We start from the raw sequence: 24934 nt of genomic DNA on the forward strand, positions 1-24934 counted from the left end.
GAAGTGTGGTAACACATGGAGCTGACTGCTACTAATAGGGTGAGGGCTTGACCAAGAAAGCGTGGTTAAGATTCAATTGCTTAGTCAACATGTATGTAGTTTTGAAGGTGTGATACACTTTCTAATAATCCTCCTTAGCTCAGTCGGTAGAGCATGCGGCTGTTAACCGCAGTGTCGTTGGTTCGAGTCCAACAGGGGGAGTTTTTTATACCTGGCTCCATGGTCAAGCGGTTAAGACACCGCCCTTTCACGGCGGTAACAGGGGTTCAAATCCCCTTGGAGTCATTAAAAAATAAAAAATGTGATTTTTGGTATGGCTTGATTACGACATTTGGTGTATAATACATCTAAGTTAGTTATATGCCGATGTGGCTCAATTGGCAGAGCAGCTGATTTGTAATCAGCAGGTTATCGGTTCGAGTCCGATCATCGGCTTTTTGGACCTTTAGCTCAGTTGGTTAGAGCAACCGGCTCATAACCGGTCGGTCCTGGGTTCGAGTCCCCGAAGGTCCATTTCATTATTTTTTGGCCCAGTGGCTCAGTTGGTTAGAGCGCCGCCCTGTCACGGCGGAGGTCGTGAGTTCGAGTCTCATCTGGGTCGTTTATGGGGTCTTAGCTCAGCTGGGAGAGCATCTGCCTTACAAGCAGAGGGTCATAGGTTCGAGCCCTATAGGCCCCATTTTTTCAATTTAATATGCCGCAGTGGCGGAACTGGCAGACGCCCGGGACTTAAAATCCCGTGGGTAGTGATACCCGTACCGGTTCGATTCCGGTCTGCGGCATTAGTTAAAAATGGGAGAAACGTTGAATTTACAGCGTTTCTCTTATTTTTTTGTTTTAAAATGTTTGAACACCTTTGAACACTTTATGATGAAATACCAAGATTCTGAAAAGCAAGCCTGTCATTCTTCCTCTTATTGACATTCCGCAAGTAATGCAATGTTGTAGCTGTCTCACTATGTCCCATTAAATAACTAAGGGTTGTAAGATTATTTCCGTCAAAAGCTGTTGAAGCATTGTAAAAGCGGATTTTATGACTGGAATGATAAGGAACACCGGCTTCTTTGCAATATTTCTTCAAACGGCGATTAAAGCTGTCTGTTGTCATAATCTCGCCGTTGGGTTCAAAGACATATATTCCATTTGGATTTAATTCCTTTGCTTTGTGAAGAATTTTAAGTGCTTCGTCTGTAAGGAACTGTTTACGGAATCCATGAGAAGTATTTCCTTTCATTTGATTTACTACTTTTACTTTTCGGCTTGAGAATGTTAAATCATCATTCAATGTACGTTCACAGGTCGCCTGTCTATGAAGATATACAAGCCTGTTATTGTAGTCAATATCTTCCCAACGGATAGCTTTTGTTTCTCCAACACGGATAAACAGATAGAAAGATAACTGTATTGCAAGAGAATATGGCTCTATGATACACCGAAGATAATTTAATAACTTATGCGTATCATCACGGGAAAATACATTGTCACTTTGTACTTCTACTGGCTTATAGGTAAACTGTTTGAAATTCACATCAGAGACAGGATTATGTGATATAATTTCTTCTTCGATCGCATAACTCATTATTCCATTCAAAACAGAACGGGCATTACTGACTCGCTTGTGCGTGAACTGTCGGTCTTTTGTAGCTTCTCTGAAAAAGCGGATAAGCGTGATTGGTTTGATTTCGCCTATCTTCATTTTAACAAGTTCTGTATCTTTGAAAAATCTATTCCATTCAGATACATATTCTTGAATTGTTTTTGCTTTTACGGAAGTATAATCTCTTTTATACAAAAGCCATTCAGCATATAATTCTTCTAGTGTGACATTCTGACGGTTTTCAGCTTTCTGCTTTTCGATATAAAATCTGATGATTTCTTTTTCAAGGTTCTCTTTACTCTTCCTCTTAACAGGACGGCGTTTGTTAGGTTTGGTTTCATCGGGTAAATAAGTACGCCAGCTTTTTTCTGATTCCGAGTAATAAATTTCATATTTGTGATTCTTCAAGATTTTTTTATTTGCCATAATTTTAAAATCTTTGAAGACTTCATCTGTGGTCATGTTAGCACAGGTGGCTAACGTATTCAATAATGTTATATCTGAAAACGTAACGGGATTATCCATAAGATTCCCCCTTTACGCAAGGATTTTCTTTTTTAATTTTGATGTAGATAACACTGCTGTCCTTTAAGCATGAACCAGTAGATAAGAAAGCGTTGGTATCGTAAATTTGCCTTGTGTATTCTTTCTGAAAGACGATATTTTCTTTTTGTAAGTCATGTAAAATGTCTTCGGTCAGCATGACTTTTGTTTCGTGTGGAACTTTCAGATTTTGAGATTTAAAAAAGGCTTTTTTCTTATGTTCTTTCAAATCAAGGTCTTTTCCAAAATACTTGCTAAGATAACGACCTCTGTTTTCTTTGCTGTCTACATCAATGCGATTGATTTTAATAAATCCATGTGACCATAAATTCTGTAATTTTTCTTTTGCTATATACGGAAAATCAAAGAAAATAACATGATAATGGATTGCTCCACGCTTCTGTTTCTCCCACGTTGCAAGGTATTTTAATAACTGGGTTTTGGTATGGTATAAATAATAATTTAATCGCTGGATAAAATACTTAAATTCTCGGTTAGTTATCAGGATTTCCTGAATGTTTTCTTTAAATGTCAGCGTTACAAATTTTGTTTTGTTATCAAAGTTGCAGTCAACAATACGGGCAATATCCCAACGAGCCTGTTCGTAATGCTTCTGCTTGCGTTTTAAACTGTCATATTGCTTATGAGCTGACATTTCATCAAATTTTTTTCGGTTACTTGTGTCTGTTAAATCTGCCTTTTCTTTCGAGTGAATAAAAATAGGGTTTTCGTAAATATATACTTCTTTTGTAGTAGGAGTTTCAATGATTTTCGTATTGTATGCAAAACACTCTTTTGTTTTGCTCACGAATCTCACCTCATATCCCAATTTTTGTAATGAATGTTCCGATTGTTTTCGGAAGATGTTGTTTTATATATCAAGTATAGAGGTCAGCCAGTTCAGCACCTATGACGTTGTCCGGCACTGACTGGCTGACATAGTAGGGAAATTATTTCATTCCCACTTTTCTGATATTGGAAGCTTCTGCTTTGACAGAAAGACGTCCATTATAGAGACTAGCCCAAGTATGTAATCCATCAAATGAGACTGGAATCTGCCCTTTTTGTTCAAGTTCTTCGTTGGTAACAATCGCTGTGTTAGCTTTAATGCCTACTTTGACTTTCTCAAACTTTAATTTTGGAAGAAGAACTGTATAGTAGAATCCTAATTTTTCTTTTGTAGAAAAGTCTACCCAGTCAGAAACTTCTACTAACTGAAATTCCTCTTGCAGTTTGTCTGGATTTAAAATAAAGTCATTTCCTCGAATCATGCAATCACCTCCCTTACAAATATCTGATTATCAGATATTAAGATATTCATATCATATAGCAAGAGAAAGACAATGTCAAGCAAAATATCTGAATATCCGATAAAAAGATTGACGGACGGAAAATCTTGAAATATAATGTGCTTATGAAGGAGGTGCTTGAACGTGAATAAAATAAAAGAATTGAGAAAAGAAAGCAATATCACGGTTGCAGAACTGGCAAAAGAACTGGGTATTTCGCAGAGTATGCTGACAAACTACGAAAACGGAAATGGAACGCCAAGAGATGAATCTATCTGGGAAAAGCTGTCACAGATATTTGGAGTGAGTAAAAGCCATGTGATGGGATTGACTACGGATATTGAAACGGCAAATAAGAAAAAGCCGTTGAAAGTCGTGGTGGATATGTCACAGCCTGTTTCTATCCAGCCGAAGAACCAGACCGACCTTGACGTGCTGATGAAACTGGATTTAATAGACAGTGATGATATGGAAGAAGTGTCGGAGTTCCTTGACAAACTCTTAGAAAAAGAGAAATATGAGGGGCGGAGAGAATCAAACATGAAGTATGTTGCAGGATAGGAATGATTTCTAAGCCGTTCGCTTGCCCAGCCGCCCCGCCGCCCTGTTAGGAACCGTCGCTCTGGGCATCCTGCGGAACGCTGGTTAGCAAAAAAACACGAACAAGGGAATATGGACGGTAGACTATGTTTAGAGTCGGTACAGTGTGGAAAAGGGTATGTAGAGATATCAGAGTCTTACATACTTTTTTCTTGTGCGCTTCACATATTTAGATTATACTGAATAGTAGTTAAGCAAATTTGAAGTTGTGAACTTCGAATTAGAGGTGTTGAAAATGAAAATAATAATTATATTTATTGATTTACTGATGGCAACTGTTCTCTTTTTTGTTGGAAGATTTTTTATCAAATCAAGGAATACAGAAAGAAGTGTGCTGTTTTTATCAGGAGATTATACTGGATTAAACACAGAGAAAATATGCAGAGTTACTGGAAAACGGATTAAGACATGGGCAATGCTCTTTTGTCTTGGCGGTATAATTGATTTTATCAAGCTGGGCGCAGGAATAATAATAGTTTCCGTTTTTTTTATTATCTTACTTGTATTTCATTTGGTTGATATGACTATAAATCGAGACAAGTACCGGGTATAAATCCCTGTTTGTAAGAGATAAACATTTGAACACTTTTTGAACACCGCAGACTTGATGAAGTCTCCAAAGTCCCTTTCTATCAGTATTTTTGATTACTTAAAACGGTTCGATTCCGGTCTGCGGCACGATTAGAAAGTCTCAAACTCTTGTTTTTGTAGGGTTTGGGACTTTTTGTTTTGGTAAAAATGTGAAAAATGTGAGGATTTAAGAATGATAATTTGTTAACAACTTCAGACTTTTTTTCTTGTATTCCGGAATATTTTGCTATATACTGTGATGAAAGACATCGAAAGGTGGTCAGACCAAAATTGGACGTAATAAAGACATTTGGAAATTATGTGGAAAAATGGTGTGAGGGACACCCGGAAAGAGCACGTTGGCTTCTGAAAACAGGCTGGGAGGCAGAAAACCTGAAATTTACCGTGGCACCATCGAAGCGAATGAATCCATCAGATCAATATCTTGCAAAGTTAATGATGAATGTCATGCTGCAGCCATTAAAACATCCGGAAAGTTCTGTTTTGGTAAGTGTATTCACTCCATGTGAGCTGATACAGGAGGCAGGATTATATCCATATAATGTGGAAAGCTTTTCTTGTTATCTGACTGCATCTCAGGCAGAGCGTGCATTTCTTCAGAATGCAGAAGACTCAGGGCTTTCAGAGACTCTCTGCAGTTATCACAAAACGTTTATTGGAGCAGCAGAGAAAGGGCTTCTGCCAAAACCGAAATGCATTGTATATACGAACCTTGCATGCGATGCAAATCTTCTTACTTTTCACAGATTGGCAGAATTTTATCATGTGCCGGTCTTTTCGATTGATGTGCCATCCAGACAGACAGCGTCAAATGTAGCTTATGTAGCGGCACAGCTGAGGGCTTTAAAGAGATTTCTTGAACAAACGACAGGTAGATTAATTGATGAAGATCTGCTGGCTGAGAGAGTTGCGAGAGGTCGGGAAACACTGGAAGAATTCGAAAAATTTCAAAGTGCAAGGGCAGATCGTTTTATTCCTTCTGATTTGGTATCGCCACTGTATAGTGGGATGACCAATAACATCCTTCTTGGTACGGAAGAAGAAAAGTTATATACAGAGAAATTACTTAAAGATATAAAGAATACACCGCCTAAAAAAGGAAAACACATTTACTGGATGCATACCATTCCATTTTGGTCTGATGCAGTGAAAGAAGCGCTCCTTCTGAATGACAGTGCACAGATCGTAGGGTGTGAACTGTCTCAGGTTGCGGATCTGTCCGTTCATTCTGAAGACCCATACGAAGAAATGGCGATGCGACTGGTATATCATGCGCTTAATGGACCAATCTCACGTCGAATTGAGGCAGGTATCCATCATGCGAAACAGGCAGGCGCAGATGGTGCAGTCTGGTTTAATCACTGGGGTTGCAAACATACCCTTGGCGGTTCAAGAATTGCCAAAAAGCGATTTGAGGAAGCTGGTATACCTATGCTGATCCTGGATGGGGATGGTTGTGACCGTAGTCATGGAGGAGAAGGCCAGACATCGACCAGATTGGGAGCCTTCCTGGAAATGCTGGGGGATTTTGATCATGAGTAAGACATATTATGTATGTAAGTATACACCAGTAGAACTTCTGAGGGCGCTGGGTGGAGACTGTGAAATATTGAATGAAATGCCGGAAAGTTTTGACAGGGCAGAGCAGGTGGCACATCCTAATATCTGTGGATTTGGCAAATCGGTTCTGGAAGAAGTACTGGCGGGAAATATTAAAGAACTGGTACTTGTAAATTGCTGCGATACAATTCGTAGTGTTTATGATATACTAAAAGATAGCGGACAGATGGATTTTCTGTATATGATTGATATGCTTCACTGTGATATAGAATGCAGTCGGGAGCGTACTGCAGCCCAGTTAAAGGAACTTGCAGAGACTTATGGGGCATATAAAGAAAAATCTTTTGATAAGAAGGTTTTTCTTGAAGCATTTCAGCCGAAAGAGAGAATACAAAAGCCTCATCTTGCTGTTTTGGGCGCACGTATGGGACAGGAATTATTTCAAATGACAGAGGCTGCCATGCCTTTTCCTGTTGTGAATGAGACCTGTGTATATAATCGTTCTGTTGGTGAAAATTTACCGACAGAGGAAATGGATTTTGACACACTGATGGAATGGTATGCAGGAGAACTGCTTCACCAGATACCGTGTATGCGAATGATGGATCATGCAGGTCGTAAAGTATTGTATCAGGATCCAAGCCTGAAAGGAATCATTTATCATACGGTTAAATTCTGTGATTTTTACAGTTTTGAATATGCAGATATTAAGGGACATACAGATGTTCCATTGCTCAAGATTGAGTCGGATTTTACACTGCAGAGCAGTGGACAGTTGAGTACCAGGCTGGAGGCATTTGCAGAAAGCCTTGGGATTCAGGATGAGACAAAAAAGGAGAAAGTCATGGGAAAAGGATACTATGCCGGGATCGATAGTGGATCAACAAGTACAGATGTGGTGATCCTGGATAAAAACAGAGAAATCATTTCCAGCGTGATCATGCCAACAGGGGCAGGGGCAGCCAATGGTGCGGAGCGAGCGCTTGAGGAAGCACTGAAACAGGCAAAGTTAAATCGAGAGGATCTGGATGCAGTGGTAACTACCGGTTATGGAAGAACTGCAATCTCTGATGGAGATAAGAGTATCACAGAGATTACGTGTCATGCAAGGGGTGCTCATTTTCTGGATCCGCGTGTACGTACAGTTGTGGACATCGGAGGTCAGGACAGCAAAGTGATTCGACTGAACGAAGATGGATCTGTGAAGAATTTTGTTATGAATGATAAATGTGCGGCAGGTACAGGAAGATTCCTGGAGATGATGGCGAAGACAATGGAAATGAGCTTGGATGAACTGAGCCAGGTGGGACTTTCCTATCAGGAAGACATTACAATTTCCAGTATGTGTACGGTTTTTGCAGAATCAGAGGTGGTTTCGCTGATTGCTCAGAATAAACATACAGATGATATCGTACATGGATTGAATAAAGCAGTTGCGGCCAAAACTGCATCTCTGGTTAAACGTGTGGGTGGAGAGGAAGCATATATGATGACTGGTGGTGTAGCGCAGAACAAAGGTCTTGTAAAGACTCTTGAAGAAAGACTTGGCACCAGTCTGGTGATCAGTCCAAAATCTCAGCTTTGCGGTGCACTGGGAGCGGCATTGTTTGCAGCAGATATGTAACCTGACTTAATTGATAGTGGATAGATAAAAGGGGAGGAAAGGAAGTTGGCTGATTCCAATATTACAAAAAGTGCACTTGCATCAGCACTGAAGGAATTGATGGAAACGACACCTTTTGCAAAGATTACTGTTTCAGATATCTGTGCAAAATGTAATATGAACCGAAAAAGTTTCTATTATCATTTCAAAGACAAATTTGATCTGGTGAACTGGATTTATGATGTGGAATATCTGAGTCATGTGCAGATTGGAGAAAATCTGATCGGATGGGACAGTGTACTTCATCTTTGTGATTATTTTTATGAAAATAAAGATTTTTACAGGAAGGTAATGAAAGTAGAAGATCAGAATTCTTTTATTAATCATTTCAGGGATATTGTGAGTCCCCTTATGGAAGAAGATATCCGTGAAATTCTTGGAGAAAAAACAGATGCGGAATTTTATGTGAATTTTTTCTGTGATGCAGTAATCTGTGCATTTGGCCGATGGATCTCGCAGAAAGAACCGATGCCGCCAAAAGAATTTGTGAATATGATGAAATCCTGCATCAAGGTTGTTGCAATAACGCAGGAAAGAATGGAGAACGAATAATAAAAAGCAGTTTCACAGGATTTACCGGAAAATATCATGGTAATCTTTTGTGAGACTGCTTTTTTCTTATGATTCCTGATCTATCGAGAATGATTCCTTCAGGATATCTCTGAGAGATTCATTAAAAATATTGTGCTCCAGAGGATTTCCATCGCTGCCAATATTGTAGATGCTTCCATCTGGTTTAAAACCAATTATGCTTGAAGGTGGTGAAATAATATTTCCAATCCGTTCGATATCATAAAACAGATCAATAGGAATGGTACGGTATTTCTGGGCAACACGGGCACCAACCACTGCCTTGTAGACATTTTCTCTGACGGATGCGCTGCAACCGGGATCGGCAAGGACTGCGACAAACGGGCAATGCATTTCTTCAGCGAAGCGGGCATAGGAACCGGACAGGATCTCATCGCTTTCAGTATCTGTATACATCCGATAGATGGAATACAGAAGACGGTGATCTCGTAGTACAAGGCAGGCAGTATCTGTATTGTCATCATATGCAACTCCGATCAGCATATTATTCAGAGATTCTGCAGCTTTTGCAAAGTCTTCTGTTACAGCGGCAGAATTACATAACAGAATCATAGCACAGTCCGGATTATGCTCTATAAGAGGAAGAAGTTTTTCCGGATCTCCATCAGTGTAAAGACAATAAACATAGATTCCAAGTTCTTTACCCTGATCAAAGATGGCCTGATAACGGGAGTGCAGATCTGCGTAGGAAGAATCAATATTTAAGAAAAAAAGCCACGGGACATTGATATTTTCGGTTCGCTTGATCTTACGGACGATATGTGCCCCCTGTGTGCAGCCGTTATATCCAAGATTCATGCCAAATTCGATCAGTTTTTCCTTGTCCATATGTCGGAGAGTATCTTCTATAAGTGGATAGTAGGGACTGTTGTCGTTATTCAGCATAGTTCTTGCCATTTCAAAAAACTCCTGCTGAAAACGCCCCTTGGAAAAATGAAGAGCCATATCCACAAGATTTCTGGTACAACGTTCTGGTGATTCATCAGCATCTTTTAAGGCAGTTCTAACGAATGTTTTTATAATAATACGAGAAGTTTTTGCTGTCATTTGTCATCCCTTCAATATATAAGAATATACAAAAAATACAGACGGAAAAAATACATTGACCGTCTGTATTTTATCTACTTCTCATTTAAACACAAAGTATTTTTGTGTGCAATAGACACTATAGTTAACGTGTCCAAAAACATGTCAGCAATAGGTGTTTAACCTTTGACAGCACCTGCAGAAACACCTTCTACGATAAATTTGGAAAGAAGGATGTAAACGATGATAACCGGGAAAATGGAGAATGCAATCATTACATAAACCTGTCCCATATCGAACTTCAGGAAGTCTGCGCTACGAAGCTGTGCAATCAGTACCGGAAGTGTTTTCTTCTTGTCCGAATGAAGTACCAGTGCAGGGATAAAATAGTTATTCCAGCTCTGTACGAATGTGAAGATGGCCTGAACTGCGATGGCCGGTTTCATAAGCGGGAACACGATTCGATTAAAGGTTTTGAATTCACCGGAACCGTCAATACGAGCCGCTTCTACAAGTTCCAGAGGAAGGTTGCTTTCCATATACTGTTTCATATAGAAGAAAGTAACCGGAGCTGCGATACTCGGAACGATCAGTGGAATAAAGGAATCGTCCAGATGCATCTTACCAAGCAGCTGCAGGAAACCGAGTGCAGTTACCTGCGTAGGAATCATCATGACTGCAAGGATAAAAGTGAACATAAATTTTTTGCCTTTAAAATCATATGCGTGGATGGCATATGCAGTCATGGTGGAGAAATAGGTACATAAAACAGCAGAACAGGTAGCAATGAAAATACTGTTGAACATACCATTCCATACCGGAAGTGTTCCGGCAAGCAGGCTCTTCCAGTTTTTGATAAGAAATCCACCAGGGATCGCTGTGAAACCTTTTTTCAGTGCACCGTTTGATCTGGTCGCATTGATAAACAGTACATAAAACCAGAACAGGCAGAAGAAGGAGATAATGATCAGTACTATATAAGCAAGAGTACGCTGACCTTTCATGCTCATTCCTTTTTGGGTTTTTTGGTCTTTTTCATTCATCCTTCTCACCTCCCGTCATTCGTCTTGTTAAAGCGGAATACAATCAGACTGAGCACGCCAGTAATGATGAACAGGAATACGGATAATGCACCGCCCATTCCATAGTTCTTGCTGAACAGATGCTTGTTCAGATACATGATTAGTGTCATAGTGGAACGCATTGGATCACCGGTTCCGTTTGTCAGGATCTGAGGTACATCGAACATCTGCATACCACCGATCAGAGATGTGATCATAACATAGATCAGAATCGGACGAAGAAGCGGAAGAGTGATCTTTCTGAAAATCTGCGAAGCAGTGGCTCCATCTACTTCGGCTGCCTCATAAAGTGATGGATCAATACCCATCATGCCGGCCATAAGAAGGATTGTCGTATTACCAAACCACATAAGGAAGTTCAGGACTGCAACAAGCGTTCTGGCACTCCAGGCATGACTGAAGAAGGAGTAAGCCTGTTTCAGTATTCCTGCCTGTATCAGCATTGCATTGATCGGGCCGCCGTCTGCAAATAATGTAAAGAACAACATTGCAAAAGCAGATGCCATGATCAGGTTTGGAAGGTAAATTACGGTCTTAAAAAATCTCTGACCTTTAAGTCGAAGACTCGGATTGGAGAACCATGCTGCAAGGAGCAGAGAGACCAGGATCTGAGGAACAAATCCCATAACCCACATGATCATAGTGTTTTTAAAATAGATCCAGATCTCTCCACCCTCGAAGAGTTTGACATAATTGGCAAAGCCTACAAAGTTCGGTCCAATCTGCGTCAATCCAGATCTGTAGTTTTCAAAGAAGCTGTTATAAACTGTACTAATAAGCGGAATGAGCTGGAATATGAGATATACTACTACAAACGGTATCAGGAAGATATATCCCCATTTGTTATAGCTGACCGCTTTATGGTTATTATTCTTTGCCATTATCTTCCTCCATAATCGAAAGATGTGCCTGCCTGATGGTCAGGCAGGCACATCTTTTTACTCAATAATTATTCAACAGAATCTGTCTGCTTTGATTAGTAAGAAAGTTCTGGATATTTTTCTACAACTGCTTTGTAGAACAGGTCGAGAGCTTCATCATATGTTGCGTTGCCTTCAAAGTAGTTCTTCATAGCGTTCTGGAATTCCTCGTTGCAGCCCTGATCGTAGATGCTCATATTGCTGAGGTCGATCTTGTCTGCACCGGCACAGAACATTGCCAGTGGGTTCTGTCCGCCAAGAACAGCATCGCCGTAGCTTTCGTCTGCTGCCATTTCTTCCATAGCCGGTTTGTTGTTTATGAAGTCATTATCAGCTGTAACGATTTCTTTCATAACGTCAACGTTAGTTGTCATAGTTCTCATGATATCAGCAACCAGTGTCGGGTTATCTGTTCCTGTAGCTGCTGTGATCCATGTTCCGCCCCAGTAGAAGCCCTGTGGTCCTTCTGTTGCAGCCCAGCCGCCGTCTTTACCAACAGAACCATCCTGATCAGCACTCATAGAGAAGTCGATGAACCATGCTGGTCCGAAGTATGCAAATACGTTACTGTCTTTGAAGAAGCCTTTGCTCCAGTCATCACTCCAAAGTTCGTATGTAGCAGTTTCACCTGCGTCAACCATTTCCTTGGACATATCAACCCAGTTCTTGATGTTGTCATCAACTGTGATCTTTCCATCAACTACCCACGGAGTAGATACGTTGTTGGAGAATACACGGTAACTGTCGTTTACAGTAGAGGTCATCTGATAACCTTTTTCTTTCAGTTCTTCAGCTGTTGCTTTGAAGGTATCCCAGTCAGCAACTTTCTTCTGAACTTCTGCCGGATCATCTGTTCCGAATACTTCTTTGGCGATATCTCTTCTGTAGATCATGGTTCCAGGGCAGCCCTGCCAGGAAAGACCTTTCAGATTTCCATCAGCATCTGTCATAACATCTTTTGTATACTGATACTGATCAGCAACTTCGTCTTCTGTGATTCCGAGATCTGCTACCGGCATTGTGTAATCGGTATTTACATATTTCAGTGCGTAGTCAGCTTCTACCAGGAAGAGATCAATCTTGTCATCTGCTGATGCATCAGCCTGTTTCAGAAGTGTTTCGTCCAGGTTATTCTGATATGCATTGTCATCAGATGGAGTGATGTTCCATACAACATCTACATCACCGATCTTGCCATGGGTTCCATCTACTTCTTCGTATCCCGGGTAATGATCGGTCAGACGGGATTTGAATTCTTCATTCCAGCAGTAAATGTTTAAAACTTTACCTTCATCGGAACCTGTGTCATCTGCCCATACCGGAACTGCTGCCAGACCTGCAAGCATAGCTGCTGTTAATGTGACTGCCATAATCTTTCTCTTCATGTTGTTACCTCCCTGTGATAAATAGTTTTTGTTTTATATTCTTTCCATATTTAATTTCCTATTTTGCCAGATTTCTGACTGATGCTCCTGGGAAGAGTGTTCCATCTACGGTGAACTTATCGATGATCGTAGTTTTGGGATTCTCAATCAGATCAATCAGTTTCTGTGCGGCAAGCCGTCCGATTGTTTCTGTGTCCTGACACAGAGTTGTCAGCCGGGGCTCCAGGATGCGTGCAAAAGTGAGTCCGTCATATCCTGCAATGGAGATATCGTCCGGTATCCGGAGCCCACGTTCATGGATCTCGTTGATACCGCCCAGAGCAGAAAAATCATCCGGATATAGAATGCAGGTGGGTGGATCTTTCAGATCAAGAAGTTCTGAAGTTGCCATCGCTGCCGCTTCCGCATCGCGATAGGGGATGACCGGCATATATTCATCAGGTACATCAATCCGTTTTTTCTGGAGAGTTCTGTAAAAACTTCCGAGTCGGCTTCGCGTAACGGAGGAATCTTCTCCGTGAATATAGGCGATCTTTCTGTGCCCCCGTTTCAGAATATAGGAGACGAGATCTTCCATTCCCTGAATGTTGTTGGAAACAACAGCAATTCTTCCATCGAATACATGATCAATCGTGACCACTGGAATCTCGGATTGTACCAGCCGTTGAACTTCTTCGGTAAAAAAGTTGATACAGGCGATCACAACTCCATCGACTCCTCTGTAACGACAGTGTTCATAATAATTGAGACGCTGTCCGGAGAGATTACCACTGGTGAAAGTGATATCGTATCCTTTGGATTCAGCAGTTCGCTTAAAACTTTCGAGTACATGATTGAAGTAATCATGAGTAAGACCACTCATGGCTTCGTCTACAAAGAGTACGCCAAGATTGTAACTTCGTTTGGTTTTTAATGCTCTTGCTGAAGAATTTGGAAGATATCCCATTTCTGATGCAGTTTTTAAAATAAGCTGCCGGGTTTCTTCGCTGATATCCGGATAACCATTCAGAGCTTTGCTGACACTTGCAACTGATACGTTGCACTGTTTTGCAATGTCTTTCATGGATACCATATACATGTCCAGCCTTTTCTGTTTTTTTGTTCCTAAATCGTTTTCGCAAGCTCATCGTACATTGTTTTCGGACAATTTTCAAGACCTTTTTGTAATATTTGCATAATTTATCCCTGTTGCATAAAAAAGAATTTATAATAATTTATCAATTTCACAAAAAATGCACTATGTTTTAACGAAAATTTTCGCTAAGGTTTCGCGAAAACAGGAACTGCAATTGGGCAATATTTTAACGAGTAAAAATATAGTTGATTTTTTGGATAAACTGAATTATACTGAGGGAAATCCAATCTAATCTATATTATATCTGTGAAAATTCTAAACTTATTCGTTTTCGCAAATCTGTTTTCAGTCTTTAATTCGTGATCGCTTACCCGTATTTATATATTTTAATATTTAGTAATTTAATTGTTTTCTCTTTCAAGGAGGTCCTTCAATGAAATATGGATATTTTGACGACAAAGCCAAAGAATATGTAATCACTACACCACATACACCATTGCCATGGATCAATTATCTGGGAAGTAATGACTTTTTCTCACTGATCTCCAATACCTGTGGTGGATACAGTTTTTATAAAGATGCGAAACTGATGCGAATCACGAGATACCGTTACAATAATATTCCGGTAGATTCTAACGGAAAGTACTATTACATTAATGATGATGGTGTGATCTGGAACCCGGGAACCATGCCATCCATGACAGAGACAGATACATATGAATGTCGCCATGGACTGGGCTACAGTCGTTTCCATTCTTCTAAGAATAAACTGGAAGCAGATCTTCTGGCATTTGTACCATCGGATGTGGCCTGTGAGATTAACTGCCTGAAGCTGAAGAATAATTCTGATTCCGAAAAAAATATCTCTCTGTTTTCGTATGTGGAATTCTGTTTGTGGAATGCAGTTGATGACGGATCCAACTTCCAGAGAAACTTAAATATCGGCGAAGTGGAAGTGCAGGGAAGCACAATTTATCATAAAACAGAATACAGAGAAAGAAGAAGACATTACAGCTTCTTTACTGTTAATACTCCGGTTCACAATTTTGATACAAGCAGAGATGCTTTTCTCGGCGCTGGTAATGGAAATGCTTTTCCGGAAGCTGTACGTAAGAAAAAATGCAGCAATTCCATAGCAAGTGGATGGTATCCGATCGCAGCACATCAGATCGATATCAAACTGGCACCAGGTGAAGAAAAAGAATATGTATTTGTGCTGGGATATTGTGAAAACCCGGCAGATGATAAATGGGAAGCACCGGGAATCATCAATAAGACACCGGCAAAAGCCCTGATCGAACGCTTTAATACAATGGATAAGGCTATGGCGGCTTTTGCAAAACTGAATGATTACTGGGAGAATCTGCTGGCACGTTTTGCAGTATCCAGTGAAAATGAACACATCGACCGTATGGCAAATATCTGGAATCAGTACCAGTGTATGGTTACGTTCAATATGTCCAGATCTGCATCCTATTATGAGTCTGGAACAGGCCGTGGTATGGGATTCCGTGATTCCTGTCAGGATCTTCTGGGATTTGTACATCTGATTCCTGAGCGTGCAAGAGAGAGGATTATTGATATCGCGTCCACACAGTTCCCGGATGGAAGTGCCTATCATCAGTATCAGCCATTGACGAAACAGGGAAATCTGGATGTTGGAAGCGGATTTAATGATGATCCATTATGGTTGATCGCAGCAGTGGCTGCATATATCAAAGAAACCGGAGATTATGGAATTCTTGAAGAACAGGTACCGTTTGATTGTAAGAAAGGTTCAGCGGTTCCGCTGTTTGAACATCTGGACAAATCTTTCCATTATACAGTAACACATCTTGGACCGCATAAACTTCCTCTGATCGGAAGGGCAGACTGGAATGATTGTCTGAATCTGAACTGTTTTTCCAGTGAACCGGGAGAATCTTTCCAGACGACCGGACCGTCTGAGGGACCGGTAGCGGAATCTGTATTTATTGCAGGTATGTTTGTAAAATATGGAAAAGAGTTTGAAGAGCTCTGCAGACGTACAGGTCATGAAGAACTGGCAGCAGAGGCAGAAAAAGCAGTCGATGAGATGTATCAGGCAGTTCTGGATGCAGGATGGGATGGAGAATGGTTCCTTCGTGCATATGATGCGCAGTCCGAAAAAGTTGGATCAAAAGAGTGTGAGGAAGGAAAAATCTTTATTGAACCGCAGGGCTTTTGTGTTATGGCAGGTATTGGAAAAGAAGAGGGACTGGCAGAAAAAGCATTGGATTCTGTACATGAGCGTCTGGAAACAAAGTATGGAGTCATGATTCTTCAGCCGGCATACACGAGATATCATCTGGAACTTGGGGAAATTACTTCCTACCCACCGGGATACAAAGAAAATGCCGGTATCTTCTGCCATAATAATCCGTGGATCTCTATTGCAGAGACTGTGATCGGAAGAGGAGACCGAGCTTTTGAAATTTATCGTAAGATATGTCCATCGTATATTGAGGAGATCAGTGAGATACATCGAACAGAACCTTATGTATATTCACAGATGGTTGCAGGTGCAGATGCACCGAGATTTGGGGAAGCGAAGAACAGCTGGCTGACAGGAACAGCAGCATGGACTTTTGTAAACCTGTCTCAGGCATTGCTGGGAATTCAGCCGGATTATGACGGACTTATTGTAGATCCGTGTCTCCCGGGTAAGTTTGGTGATTTTAAAGTGGATCGTCGTTTTAGAGATGCTGAATATCATATTGAGATTCACAAACCAGAGGGTGTACAAAAAGGTGTCAGCTGGATTGAAGTGGATGGAGAAAAAATTGCCGGAAATCAGATTCCGCTGGTTGATGGTAAAAAAGAATATCATGTAATCGTACAGATGGGATAATAAGGTGCGTATGAAAAAAACACTTCACAGGATAAAACCTGTGAGGTGTTTTGCGTTATATCATTTTGTAGAGGCAAGTCCTTCTGGAAGAATCGTTCCTCCACCGAGAACCATGTCTCCATCATAGAGAACAGCAGCCTGTCCCGGAGTAACTGCTCTCTGTGGTTCTTCGAATGTGATCTTGAGCAGATCATCACCAAGCTGTTCTACAGTTGCAGGCTGTTCCGGCTGACGGTAGCGTGTCTTGACTTTGCATTTGATCGGCTTGTCCAGATGATCCCATGGAATCAGGTTAATGTCGTTGATGTAACAGCAGGTGCTCATCAGATCCTGTTTGCCGCCAAGGATAACCTTGTTGGAATCCAGGGATTTGCCACATACATAGAGGGATTCCGGTGCAGAAATTCCAAGACCGCGGCGCTGACCGATTGTATAGTGAATCTGACCTTTGTGTTTGCCGAGTACGTTGCCCTCTTTATCTACGAAATCACCAGGTTCCGAAGACTGTCCGGTATACTGTTCAATAAAGGAAGCATAATCTCCGTCCGGTACGAAGCAGATATCCTGACTGTCCGGTTTATCTGCATTGATAAAGCCCTGTTCCTGGGCAATGTGACGAATCTCTTTTTTGGTGTAGCTGCCAAGTGGAAACAATGTATGCGCCAGCTGATCCTGCGTCATGGCGTAGAGAACATAGCTCTGATCTTTTGTCGGATCGAGGCCCTTTTTCAGAATAAAACGTCCTGTTTCCGGATCCTGTTCACGACGTGCATAATGTCCGCTTGCGATGTATTCACAGCCAAGTTCTCTTGCTTTGTCGAGAAGGGCAGAGAATTTCAAAAAACGGTTACAGTCAATACACGGGTTCGGTGTGCCACCGTGCAGATAAGTATCTGCAAATTTGTCAATGACACTGTGGCGGAATTCATCATGCATTGGGAAGACGTAATAGAGCATTCCAAGTCGTGCGGCAACGCTTCTGGCATCTTCGGTATCAGATGGGGTGCAGCAGGCGCGGTGTCCCGGGAAACTGCACTGTGGATTATCATAAAGCTTCAGAGTCGCACCGGCACAGTCGTAGCCATCCTTAACCATCAGGTAGGCTGCCACGCTGGAGTCAACTCCGCCGCTCATGGCGATGATTGCTTTTTTCTGCATATATATTTCTCCTGTTATCTGTTGATTCATATTGTTTACTATAGTCTGACTGATACTTGGTAACCAGCCATTTAAGAGTATCCTATCATTATAGAAAAATAGTGTCAAGCAGTTACTGTGAACGTATGCACAGTAATGTCAGGCATGGAAAAACTGCTGAAAACAAAAAGTTGAAAAAGGTGTTGACATATCCAAAAAGTAGTAGTATATTAAACCTATCGGAAAGATAGGAAAACAAAAACCGAGAGAAAACTATCAAGGAGGAAGAATCATGTTTACAAAGAATGCAGAACAGAGAAATGTCATGTGTATGATGGATAAGGAAATGCGAATGTACATGTGTATGTCTAACTGTGCTTTAATGTATCGGAAACTTCCTGTGGCATCAGCGGATCAGAGTAATGCAGTCTGAATAAGATGTCAAGAATGTGAATATAAATGTATCGATCAGATACAATGTAGATTACATGAACAGGAAAATCCGACATGGGTTCCTGTTTTTTTATTGCCTTTTTAAGCTTATCTGACAGGTAATCCGAATTTACAACTGAATATAGAATACAATTGAATAGAGAAAAATAAAACAAGATATAAGAAAATTTAAATAGAACGAGAAAAGAGAGGGAATTTATTATGAAAAACACAAAAATTATCACAGTATCACTTGCAGCAGTACTGGCAATCGGAGCAATCACAGCAAACGGCGTTCTGGTAAGCGCTGATGCAGAAAAAGAAACCATTAAAGTAGCAGCATCCGCTACACCACATGCAGAAATCCTTGAAGAAGCAAAACCAATCCTTGAAAAAGAAGGCTGGGACCTTGAAGTAACTGTATTTGACGATTATGTACAGCCGAACCTGGTAGTAGAAAGCGGTGATTTTGATGCAAACTATTTCCAGCATATCCCATACCTGGACAATTTCAATGAAGAGCAGGGAACACATCTGGTAAATGCAGGTGGTATCCATTATGAACCATTTGGAATTTATCCTGGAACAAAGAAATCACTGGATGAACTGGAAGATGGTGATACCATTGCAGTTCCAAACGATACGACAAACGAAGCGAGAGCACTTCTTCTTCTCCAGGATAACGGTGTGATTACACTGAAAGACGGAGCCGGACTGGAAGCAACTGTGAAAGATATTGAAGAAAATCCGAAGAATATCAAGATCGAAGAACTGGAAGCTGCACAGGTTTCCCGTGTTAAGGATGAAGTCGCATTTGTCGTGCTGAATGGAAACTATGCTCTGCAGGCAGGATATTCCGTATCCAAAGATTCTATCGCTCATGAGACATCTGATTCTGAAGCAGCAAAAACATATGTAAATGTAATTGCGGTCAAAGAAGGAAATGAAGAGAGTGAAGCAATCAAAGCACTGGTAGATACTTTGAAATCCGATGAGATCAAAGACTTTATTAATGAGAAGTATGACGGAGCAGTTATACCTTTTGAAGATTCCGCAGATGCTGATGCTGATAAAGAAGAAACAGCAGATGTTACTACAGACACAGAAACAGAGACTACAGAAGAAGCTGCAGAATAATACGGCTGGGAGTATTGATGAATAAGTTGTAACACAGATATTTCAAGGGAACGGGGGAACAGTTTAAATGGAACCGATGATACAGGTAGAAAACCTCTGTAAAAACTTTTCCACAAAAAACGGGACGGTAGAGGCGGCCAGAAACATCAGTTTTTCCATAGAAAAGGGAGAGATTTTTGGCATTATCGGTCTCTCCGGAGCGGGTAAAAGTACACTGGTACGATGTCTGAATCTATTGGAAAGACCAACATCCGGAACTGTCCGGGTGAATGGTAAGAATCTTACGAAACTTTCTGAAAAAGAACTCCGTAAGGAGCGTCAGAATATAGGAATGATCTTCCAGCATTTTAATCTGCTCATGCAGAGAACTGCTCTTGATAATGTGTGTTTTCCGATGGAAATTGCGGGAATCAGTAAGAAAGAAGCACGTAAAAAAGCCCTGGAATATCTGAAAGTAGTAGGACTGGAAGAAAAAGCTCTTTCTTATCCATCACAGCTTTCAGGTGGTCAGAAACAGCGTGTTGCAATTGCACGAGTTCTGGCAAGTGATCCGAAAATCCTGCTCTGTGACGAGGCGACCAGTGCACTGGATCCACAGACAACAAAAGCAATTCTGGAACTGATCAAAGAGATTAACCGTGATTATGGAATCACTGTCGTAGTTATCACACATGAAATGAGTGTGGTACAGGAAATCTGCAATCGTGTAGCTGTTCTGGAGAGTGGAACACTGGTGGAATCCGGAACAGTAGAAGAACTGTTCAGAAGCCCGAAGACAGAAGCGGCACGCCGACTGGTATTCAGTGGAAGAACGCAGATTCAGAAAATGGAAGGCAAACGTCTGGTTCGTGTAACTTTCCGGGATAAATCTTCTTTTGAACCGGTCATTGCCAATCTGGTACTGACCTACCGGACGCCGGTCAATATTCTGTATGCTGATACCAAGAATATTGGTGGAGCAGCAGAAGGTGAAATGATCCTGCAGCTTCCCGAGATCGAGGAAGTTGCAGATAAGATGATTCAGTATCTGAAAGATACAAATATGGGAGTAGAGGAGTTGAAGTCTGATGTGGGATAATACAACAATTACAATGCTGCTGGAAGGAACCAGAGATACTTTGTATATGACGCTTGTATCCACATTTTTCGGATATGTGCTGGGACTTCCGCTGGGAATTCTTCTTGCAGTAACAGACAAAGAGGGGATTCATCCAAATGCAGTTGTTTACAAAGTACTGGATGTGATCGTGAATATCCTCAGAAGTATTCCGTTTCTGATTCTCCTGATTCTTGTGATTCCACTTACCAAACTGATCGTGGGACAGAGCTATGGCTCCAGTGCAACGATCGTACCGCTTGTAATTGCAGCGGCTCCGTTCATTGCCCGTATGGTGGAATCTTCACTGAAAGAAGTGGAACCGGGAGTGATCGAGGCAGCAGTCAGCATGGGCGCAGGAACACCGACGATCATCTGGAAAGTCCTTCTTGCAGAAGCAAGAACTTCTCTTCTTGTCGGAGTAACGATTGCCGTCGGAACAATCCTTGGTTATTCCGCTATGGCAGGAACTGTTGGCGGCGGCGGACTTGGAGATATCGCTATTCGTTATGGATATTACCGCTATCAGACAGACATTATGATCGTAACGATTATAATTCTGGTAGTGCTTGTGCAGATCCTGCAGGGACTTGGCATGATGCTCTCCAGGAAGCTGGATAAGCGAAAAGTATAAAAAGATATTTGACAGAAGATTGTAATCACGAAGAATAAAGTTTATTCAACAAATATAAATATTTATTTTAGAAATTTTAGAAATATATTAGAAAAAGGACAAAAACTCCTCACATTTATATTGTATGATGTACTTGTCTTAAAGGAAACCCCCTTTAAGAAATCCGGTAGCACTTCAATGCCGGGAGAGTTGCCGGAACTCTTTCCTTTCCCTAAAAAATAAAACAGAACACTAAACAGCCGCCACCTGGCAAGAACGTCAGGAGGGCGGCTGCTTTCGTTATTGGCGATATCGATTAAAACAGGAGTAGATTTCCTGGATTCTCGGGATGGCATATCCACATGGCAGGTAAGAACCATCAGCAAAGGCGATAAGGCCTTTTGTATGAATCTGTTTCTGAAGATAATCAACAATCTCCGGGATAGTTTTTTTCCCGTCCGCCAGATGCTCCAACGCATATTTCAGGAGCAATCCGAGGGCTGCGGTCTGTTCTGGATCTATGAGCTGCTCAACGTAGCGAAGGTCTACTTCCTGTCTTCCAAGCAGGAATCCAGCTTTTCCATGAACTTTTATTTTGAGACGATCCGGTTTGCCTGTGCCATGTCCATGTGAGCGAATCACAGGAGTATTTTTTTGTATGATCCTGTGACTGTCAGGCATAACAAATGCAGGAACTTTGGCTGGACTCAGAGGATATTTTCCACAGATTTCTTTGACTTTGCGTGTGATATCCACAGGACGATAGCAGTCCATCTGGATAATTGTGTCTGCAATGTGGAAAAATGCGCCGGAACTTCCGGCAACCAGAAGCGTAGAAATTCCGGCAATTGTATACAGCTTCTGTGCCCGTTCGAGAAATGGAGTGATCGGTTCCTTTTCACGGGAGATGATTTCCTGCATGAACGTATCCCGCACCATGAAGTTGGTGGCAGAAGTATCTTCATCCAGAAGAAAAACTTTGCTTCCGGCTTCCATTCCCTCAATAATGCCGGCAGCCTGAGACGTACTTCCACTGGCATCCGCTGTTGAAAAACAATGGGTGTTTTTTTTGTTTGGCAGATCATTGATAAACAGAGAAATATCCACGTCTTTGATAGAACGTCCATCCTCGGAACGGAGCTTTAATGCGGTGTCATCCGTGATCACGTATTCTCGCCCGTCTCCGGCAATATGATTGTATACACCAAGTTCCAGGGCATTCAGAAGAGTGGATTTGCCATGATATCCACCGCCGACGATCAGGGTAATGCCCTGTGGAATTCCCATTCCGATAATTTTTCCCTTATGCGGAAGATTCATAGTTATACGGAGCGATTCCGGAGAAATAAACGGGACAGAATGCTTCATCGGACGGGAGGAAATACCACTTTCCCGCGGGAGTATAGCACCATCTGCAACAAATGCCACCAGTTTTTTTTCTTTCAACTGTTCCCGGATTGCCTGTTGATCTTCAGCGAGAAAAATGGTTTGTTCCAGTTCTTCCTGATTTATGTTTTTGTAAAAGAAAGTGTTTTCTACACAGGCAGGAAGAAAATCGAATAGAATTTTTTCCAGTTCGGGTGCATTAATGGTACGGCCATTTGCAGGAAAACCAATAAAAAATCTGGCAGTGATGCCTTTGGATGTGATTTCACATGCGGTTCTGGAAAGGATTTCCTGTCCACAGTGGCTGACGGAAATCAGACCGCTTTTACCAGAACCTTTTGCACGGAAGGAATAGTGGTTTATCTGCTGTTCAAACTGGCGCGTCAGATGGTCGGCAAGGGTGATACATGTGAGATTGTTTTTGCTGTAGGCATCTGGAAAACCGGCATCTTTGCGGGAAATATGGACACTGATGTGGGAGGGAGATGCAAAAGGATCTCCCTGTACATGATCGATGGAAAGGATATAATGCCCAAACTGGTAACTGCCTTTCAGAGATTTGTAGGCGGGATAACTTTTTCTGTGGATGGATTGAAGCTGCTTTTTTAATTCAGTTGCCTGCTGCATGAAAAACTCCTTTATAAAAAGTGTGATTTATCTGTGTATTTAAGGTACATTTAAAGTCCGGCTGTAACTATTATGAAGCCGGAAGCATTCTTGAAAAAACAAAATTATTATAGAGCGGGAAGATGCAGAAATGCAAGCGATTCGGGATATAATAAAAAAGAAACTGTGAAGAAAATGATAGGAAGAGCCAAATTTCTTATACAAATCTTATATCTTTATTAAGAATCTGGAAGAATGTAGAAATACGTAAAATATTGGCGTATAATGTTGAAAGAATTTTGAGAATCAAACGAAAGGTGGTTTTATATATTATGGAAAGAAGAAATGCATGGCTTTCTTATGAGGAAGCAGATGAGAAGGAACTGGAGAAACTTGCAAAAAATTATCGTACATTTCTGGATGCCGGTAAGACAGAGCGTGAATGTGTCCTGGAGCTTACCAGAGAAGCAGAAGCAGCAGGATATGTTTCATTAGAAAATAAACTTGCATCCGGTGAGCAGATCAAAGCCGGAGATAAGATCTATGCTGTCGGCATGAAAAAGATCATGGCTATGTTCCATATCGGACAGGAACCGATAGAAAAGGGAATGAATATTCTTGGAGCGCACATTGATTCTCCACGTTTGGATGTAAAACAGAATCCTTTATATGAAGATACGGATCTGGTATATCTGGATACCCATTATTACGGCGGGGTGAAGAAATATCAGTGGGTAGCACTTCCGTTGGCGATTCATGGTGTGATCGTGAAGAAGGATGGTACAGTAGTAAATGTGAATGTTGGTGAAGATGAGGATGATCCGGTCGTATATATCACAGATCTTCTGATTCATCTTGCAGGTAAACAGCTCCAGAAAAAGGCCGCAGAGGTGATCGAGGGCGAGAATCTTGACATTCTGATCGGCAGCAGACCACTGAAAGAGGAAAAGGACGAGAAGAAGGAAGCAGTCAAAAATAATGTCCTTCGGATTCTGGGAGAAAAATATGGTGTAGAGGAAGAGGATTTTCTTTCAGCAGAACTGGAGATCGTTCCGGCGGGCAAAGCTCGTGACTGCGGACTTGACCGCAGTATGGTCGCAGCATATGGACAGGATGACCGTGTCTGCGCATATACTTCTTTTGTGGCAATGCTTGAGATGGAAGCACCAAAACGTACCAGCTGCTGTCTTTTGACGGACAAAGAAGAAATTGGAAGTGTAGGAGCTACTGGCATGCAGTCTAATTTCTTCGAAAATACTGTGGCAGAGCTTCTAGAAGCTATGGGATGTTATTCCGGACTGGCACTCCGAAGAACTCTTAAGAATTCCTTTATGCTTTCTTCTGATGTAAGTGCAGGCTATGACCCGGCTTACGGAGAATGCTTCGAAAAGAAAAATGCAGCATATCTTGGAAGAGGAATCGTTCTTAATAAATTTACAGGTGCAAGAGGAAAGTCCGGATCTAACGATGCCAATGCAGAGTATGTGGCAAAAGTACGTTGCATTTTTGATGACAGTAATGTTGCCTTCCAGACAGCAGAACTTGGCAAAGTAGATGTGGGAGGCGGCGGAACGATCGCTTATATCGCAGCACTTTACGGAATGAATGTGATAGACAGTGGTGTGGCGGTCCTGAGTATGCATGCACCGTGGGAAGTAACAAGCAAAGCCGATATTTATGAGGCGAAGAAAGCATACAAAGCGTTTCTTAAAAATGCATGACAGAGATTCTGGTGC

General features: G+C 41.5%; 21 protein-coding genes and 7 tRNA genes. 18 read left to right on the forward strand and 10 right to left on the reverse strand.

Features of this window, described 5'->3' with window-relative positions; all coding sequences use genetic code 11:
- Positions 1-128: 128 nt before the first annotated feature.
- The 7 genes from LI112_RS08665 to LI112_RS08695 all read left to right on the forward strand — a co-directional run bounded on the left by LI112_RS08665 (position 129) and on the right by LI112_RS08695 (position 782).
- Positions 129-201: transfer RNA gene (locus LI112_RS08665), tRNA-Asn, on the forward strand.
- A gap of 12 nt (positions 202-213) precedes the next feature.
- Positions 214-285: transfer RNA gene (locus LI112_RS08670), tRNA-Glu, on the forward strand.
- A 77-nt stretch (positions 286-362) separates the two neighbouring features.
- Positions 363-435, forward strand: a tRNA-Thr gene (locus LI112_RS08675).
- A gap of 4 nt (positions 436-439) precedes the next feature.
- A tRNA-Ile gene (locus LI112_RS08680) sits at positions 440-513 on the forward strand.
- A gap of 14 nt (positions 514-527) precedes the next feature.
- Positions 528-601 (forward strand) — tRNA-Asp (locus tag LI112_RS08685).
- Positions 602-606: 5 nt separating this feature from the next.
- A tRNA-Val gene (locus tag LI112_RS08690) sits at positions 607-679 on the forward strand.
- 17 nt (positions 680-696) lie between these two features.
- Positions 697-782 (forward strand) — tRNA-Leu (locus LI112_RS08695).
- 83 nt (positions 783-865) lie between these two features.
- On the opposite strand, the gene LI112_RS08700 is transcribed toward LI112_RS08695, so the two are convergent.
- From LI112_RS08700 to LI112_RS08710, 3 genes are all read right to left on the reverse strand, one after another.
- The gene (locus LI112_RS08700; protein ID WP_004845968.1) at positions 866-2122 is read right to left on the reverse strand and encodes a tyrosine-type recombinase/integrase; all 1257 of its coding nucleotides are present in this window, start codon (positions 2120-2122) and stop codon (positions 866-868) included.
- Positions 2115-2948: a Rep protein gene (locus LI112_RS08705; protein ID WP_173794097.1), complete on the reverse strand. Its 834-nt coding sequence runs from the start codon at positions 2946-2948 to the stop codon at positions 2115-2117. Before LI112_RS08705 ends, LI112_RS08700 begins: the two co-directional genes overlap by 8 nt.
- A gap of 142 nt (positions 2949-3090) precedes the next feature.
- Positions 3091-3411, reverse strand: a complete 321-nt coding sequence (locus LI112_RS08710; protein WP_005330993.1) for a hypothetical protein — start codon at positions 3409-3411, stop codon at positions 3091-3093.
- A gap of 162 nt (positions 3412-3573) precedes the next feature.
- On the opposite strand from LI112_RS08710, the gene LI112_RS08715 reads away from it, so the two are divergent.
- The 5 genes from LI112_RS08715 (at position 3574) to dhaS (ending at position 8395) form a co-directional block, all read left to right on the forward strand.
- Positions 3574-3990: a helix-turn-helix transcriptional regulator gene (locus LI112_RS08715; RefSeq protein ID WP_118635326.1), complete on the forward strand. Its 417-nt coding sequence runs from the start codon at positions 3574-3576 to the stop codon at positions 3988-3990.
- A gap of 274 nt (positions 3991-4264) precedes the next feature.
- Positions 4265-4582 (forward strand): hypothetical protein, encoded by a 318-nt coding sequence (locus LI112_RS08720; protein ID WP_005611085.1) that lies wholly within the window; start codon positions 4265-4267, stop codon positions 4580-4582.
- Positions 4583-4890: 308 nt separating this feature from the next.
- On the forward strand, positions 4891-6162 hold the full coding sequence (locus tag LI112_RS08725) for a 2-hydroxyacyl-CoA dehydratase subunit D (protein ID WP_227190564.1): 1272 nt from the start codon (positions 4891-4893) through the stop codon (positions 6160-6162).
- A complete protein-coding gene (locus tag LI112_RS08730) occupies positions 6155-7804 on the forward strand; it encodes an acyl-CoA dehydratase activase (RefSeq protein WP_005424125.1) in 1650 nt (549 codons plus the stop codon). The genes LI112_RS08725 and LI112_RS08730 overlap by 8 nt, the downstream gene beginning before the upstream one ends.
- Positions 7805-7849: 45 nt before the next feature.
- Complete coding sequence (gene dhaS / locus LI112_RS08735) at positions 7850-8395, forward strand: dihydroxyacetone kinase transcriptional activator DhaS (protein WP_044925393.1); 546 nt, start codon at positions 7850-7852, stop codon at positions 8393-8395.
- A gap of 66 nt (positions 8396-8461) precedes the next feature.
- Here the strand turns inward: dhaS and LI112_RS08740 are convergent, their stop codons facing one another.
- The 5 genes from LI112_RS08740 to LI112_RS08760 all read right to left on the reverse strand — a co-directional run bounded on the left by LI112_RS08740 (position 8462) and on the right by LI112_RS08760 (position 13919).
- On the reverse strand, positions 8462-9481 hold the full coding sequence (locus LI112_RS08740; protein WP_005424123.1) for a hypothetical protein: 1020 nt from the start codon (positions 9479-9481) through the stop codon (positions 8462-8464).
- A gap of 158 nt (positions 9482-9639) precedes the next feature.
- Positions 9640-10503 carry a carbohydrate ABC transporter permease gene (locus LI112_RS08745; RefSeq protein ID WP_005424122.1) on the reverse strand — a complete coding sequence of 288 codons (864 nt, stop codon included), beginning with the start codon at positions 10501-10503 and terminating at the stop codon, positions 9640-9642.
- A gap of 5 nt (positions 10504-10508) precedes the next feature.
- The gene (locus LI112_RS08750) at positions 10509-11423 is read right to left on the reverse strand and encodes a carbohydrate ABC transporter permease (RefSeq protein WP_005424121.1); all 915 of its coding nucleotides are present in this window, start codon (positions 11421-11423) and stop codon (positions 10509-10511) included.
- A 95-nt stretch (positions 11424-11518) separates the two neighbouring features.
- Positions 11519-12847 carry an ABC transporter substrate-binding protein gene (locus LI112_RS08755; protein ID WP_005424120.1) on the reverse strand — a complete coding sequence of 443 codons (1329 nt, stop codon included), beginning with the start codon at positions 12845-12847 and terminating at the stop codon, positions 11519-11521.
- A 58-nt stretch (positions 12848-12905) separates the two neighbouring features.
- Positions 12906-13919 carry a LacI family DNA-binding transcriptional regulator gene (locus LI112_RS08760; RefSeq protein ID WP_044925402.1) on the reverse strand — a complete coding sequence of 338 codons (1014 nt, stop codon included), beginning with the start codon at positions 13917-13919 and terminating at the stop codon, positions 12906-12908.
- Positions 13920-14355: 436 nt separating this feature from the next.
- Between LI112_RS08760 and LI112_RS08765 the strand changes: the two genes are divergently transcribed.
- Complete coding sequence (locus LI112_RS08765; protein ID WP_055056714.1) at positions 14356-16791, forward strand: glycosyl transferase; 2436 nt, start codon at positions 14356-14358, stop codon at positions 16789-16791.
- 60 nt (positions 16792-16851) lie between these two features.
- Here LI112_RS08765 and mnmA read toward each other — a convergent pair whose 3' ends face one another.
- A complete protein-coding gene (gene mnmA / locus LI112_RS08770) occupies positions 16852-17949 on the reverse strand; it encodes a tRNA 2-thiouridine(34) synthase MnmA (protein ID WP_022389053.1) in 1098 nt (365 codons plus the stop codon).
- A gap of 271 nt (positions 17950-18220) precedes the next feature.
- On the opposite strand from mnmA, the gene LI112_RS08775 reads away from it, so the two are divergent.
- From LI112_RS08775 to LI112_RS08790, 4 genes are all read left to right on the forward strand, one after another.
- Positions 18221-18361, forward strand: a complete 141-nt coding sequence (locus LI112_RS08775; protein ID WP_005424109.1) for a hypothetical protein — start codon at positions 18221-18223, stop codon at positions 18359-18361.
- 221 nt (positions 18362-18582) lie between these two features.
- Entirely contained in the window at positions 18583-19497 is a 915-nt protein-coding gene (locus LI112_RS08780) for a MetQ/NlpA family ABC transporter substrate-binding protein (RefSeq protein ID WP_227190566.1), read from the forward strand.
- 67 nt (positions 19498-19564) lie between these two features.
- Complete coding sequence (locus LI112_RS08785) at positions 19565-20575, forward strand: methionine ABC transporter ATP-binding protein (protein ID WP_227190568.1); 1011 nt, start codon at positions 19565-19567, stop codon at positions 20573-20575.
- The gene (locus tag LI112_RS08790) at positions 20565-21227 is read left to right on the forward strand and encodes a methionine ABC transporter permease (RefSeq protein WP_227190569.1); all 663 of its coding nucleotides are present in this window, start codon (positions 20565-20567) and stop codon (positions 21225-21227) included. The genes LI112_RS08785 and LI112_RS08790 overlap by 11 nt, the downstream gene beginning before the upstream one ends.
- A 279-nt stretch (positions 21228-21506) precedes the next feature.
- Here LI112_RS08790 and LI112_RS08795 read toward each other — a convergent pair whose 3' ends face one another.
- On the reverse strand, positions 21507-23219 hold the full coding sequence (locus LI112_RS08795; RefSeq protein ID WP_117593416.1) for an ABC-ATPase domain-containing protein: 1713 nt from the start codon (positions 23217-23219) through the stop codon (positions 21507-21509).
- A 311-nt stretch (positions 23220-23530) separates the two neighbouring features.
- Here LI112_RS08795 and LI112_RS08800 point away from each other — a divergent pair, with 311 nt between their 5' ends.
- A complete protein-coding gene (locus LI112_RS08800; RefSeq protein WP_178529853.1) occupies positions 23531-24919 on the forward strand; it encodes an aminopeptidase in 1389 nt (462 codons plus the stop codon).
- The last annotated feature ends 15 nt before the right edge of the window (positions 24920-24934 follow it).

The organism is Blautia sp. 210820-DFI.6.14, assembly GCF_020558815.1.
GTDB lineage: Bacteria > Bacillota > Clostridia > Lachnospirales > Lachnospiraceae > Blautia_A > Blautia_A obeum.